The following is a 1,962-nucleotide window of genomic DNA, read 5'->3' on the forward strand; positions in this document are numbered from 1 at the left end:
AATCAATAATGCTTTTGACATAAATAAACAAATTTTGTCAAAATGTGGCTGTTAGTTACAAAAATATAAACAAATAAATTTAGAAAAACAAAACCATTGTTGACAAAACGGTTTAAAAGATGTAATACTAAAAATACAAAATAATTGAATGGAGAAAGATTATGTCGGATAAGATAAATGTCGATACAAGGAAGTTGCACACAGATCTTGTGATTATACAGGACTGTCTGGATCAAAGCACAATTGACAGACGAAACATCCAGAATGATTATCAAGATCTTATTAAAGAATGGAAAGGCCCTGCAGCAGACTCATTTAATACAAAATTTGAGAACAGCGATAGTAAAGTTAAATCCATGTATGAGGATCTTCAAAAGAAAGTGGACTCATTGCTTGATGTATGCAATACGTTTGAGACTTGTGAAAAAAATGTAATTGCTCTGATTGGCTAGGGTGCTTAATAACGGAGGGAAAGTATGTATGTTGAGACGGTGAAAGTACCGATAAATAAACTGGAAACATTTCATGATACCTTGATCAAGGGGGCAACAGATCTGGGAAATCAGTATGATACGATCATATCAACCTGTGGCAAGATACAGGAATATTGGGAGAGTGAAGGCTGGGCAGATATTTATTCTGATCTTGTATCGAAGATGGATACTATGCAGGCATTTATGGAGGATATGTATTCGTATGGTGATACATTGGGTGAAGTTATAGGAAACTACATCACTGCTGAAGTTGTGAATGGGGATATGACCTCATCGTTACCAGATAACATAATTCACTGAAGGGATGTAAGCACATGGAAAAAAAGATTAGTGATTTGGAATATTCAGAAATAGCAGCGGCTATAAATGGCTACTTGAATTCAGAAGCAAGTATAAAGCAGTATGTTTTATCTGATTTGGGAAGTGAAGTCGAGACTATAAGAAAAAACTGGAAAGGGGATGCAAGTGACAAATATATTGGAAAACTCGAAAGTGTATACAATGACATATCCAATACATGTACAGCACTTGAAAATTTAGGCGTGGGTATGAGCCGGGAGGCTTCAAATATATACCAAAATCAATAATAGAAGGAAGGATCAAGTATGGGAGCATTTTCAGTAACATCGTCAGAGATGACGAAAAGAACAACAGAGCTTCGCTCGAAAAATCAGTCTCTTAAGAAGCAGATAACCAAGCTCAGAGACAGTAAGGAGGCTCTGAACAGTACATGGGATGGTAGCGCGAAAAAAGCTTTCAGCTCTGCAGTTGAGAGTGATGTTTCACAGATGACAAATTTTAGTAATCTGATAGAACAGTATTGTTCAGCGCTGGACAATATAATAGCTAATTATGAAACTACAGAAGCCACAAATGCAAATACAGTGGCTCAGAGAAAGTATTAAAGGGAGGAAAATACAGATATGTCAGATATGAATTTGAAAGTCACCCCGGCGGAACTGGAGGCTAAGGCTGCTGATTTTAAATCAGTTATGACTCAGACGAAATCGTTGACAGATGATATGATGAATGATGTCACTGGACTTTCATCATCATGGACAGGAGATGCGTCTGCATCGTATATAAACAAATTTAGAAAACTGCAGACGGATATGGATACCATGGGCCGAATGATTAATGAACATGTAAATAATCTTACAGAACTTGCTAAAGAATATACGACAACAGAGAAAAAGAATGCAGCGGCAACGGAATCGCTTGCAGCAAATATTATTTCGTAGGAAAGAAGTGCCATCTCTGATAGCCATCAGAGATGGCATTTTGAGATTGAGGAGGTTATTATGATTGAATTTAAGAAATATCTGCCGATCGGTTCGGTTGTGTTATTAAAGAACGCAAATAAAAGGTTGATGATATATGGAAGATTGCAGAAGGCAGAGGATTCAGATAGCGTAAGGGATTATATAGGATGCCTGTATCCAGAGGGAAATATATCTACAAAACAGAC

At 36.8% G+C, this 1,962-nt stretch carries 6 protein-coding genes; all 6 read left to right on the top strand.

From position 1 onward, the window contains the following. The first annotated feature begins 161 nt into the window (after positions 1-161). Complete coding sequence (locus ABUA31_RS14330) at positions 162-452, top strand: WXG100 family type VII secretion target (RefSeq protein ID WP_022216716.1); 291 nt, start codon at positions 162-164, stop codon at positions 450-452. Between the two features lie 24 nt (positions 453-476). Further along, the gene (locus tag ABUA31_RS14335; protein ID WP_117875491.1) at positions 477-794 is read left to right on the top strand and encodes a hypothetical protein; all 318 of its coding nucleotides are present in this window, start codon (positions 477-479) and stop codon (positions 792-794) included. 14 nt (positions 795-808) lie between these two features. Continuing rightward, positions 809-1,081 carry a WXG100 family type VII secretion target gene (locus ABUA31_RS14340; protein WP_055273954.1) on the top strand — a complete coding sequence of 91 codons (273 nt, stop codon included), beginning with the start codon at positions 809-811 and terminating at the stop codon, positions 1,079-1,081. Positions 1,082-1,099: 18 nt separating this feature from the next. Next, positions 1,100-1,399 carry a WXG100 family type VII secretion target gene (locus ABUA31_RS14345; RefSeq protein WP_015533472.1) on the top strand — a complete coding sequence of 100 codons (300 nt, stop codon included), beginning with the start codon at positions 1,100-1,102 and terminating at the stop codon, positions 1,397-1,399. 18 nt (positions 1,400-1,417) lie between these two features. Next, positions 1,418-1,735, top strand: coding sequence for a WXG100 family type VII secretion target (locus tag ABUA31_RS14350; RefSeq protein ID WP_015533471.1), 318 nt, complete (start codon positions 1,418-1,420; stop codon positions 1,733-1,735). 60 nt (positions 1,736-1,795) lie between these two features. Then, positions 1,796-1,962: DUF4176 domain-containing protein (locus ABUA31_RS14355; protein ID WP_349819095.1), on the top strand; the 167-nt coding region annotated here is incomplete at its 3' end.

The sequence above is a fragment of the Coprococcus sp. RTP31081st1_H1_RTP31081_211007 genome, assembly GCF_040227275.1.
Lineage (GTDB): Bacteria > Bacillota > Clostridia > Lachnospirales > Lachnospiraceae > Coprococcus > Coprococcus aceti.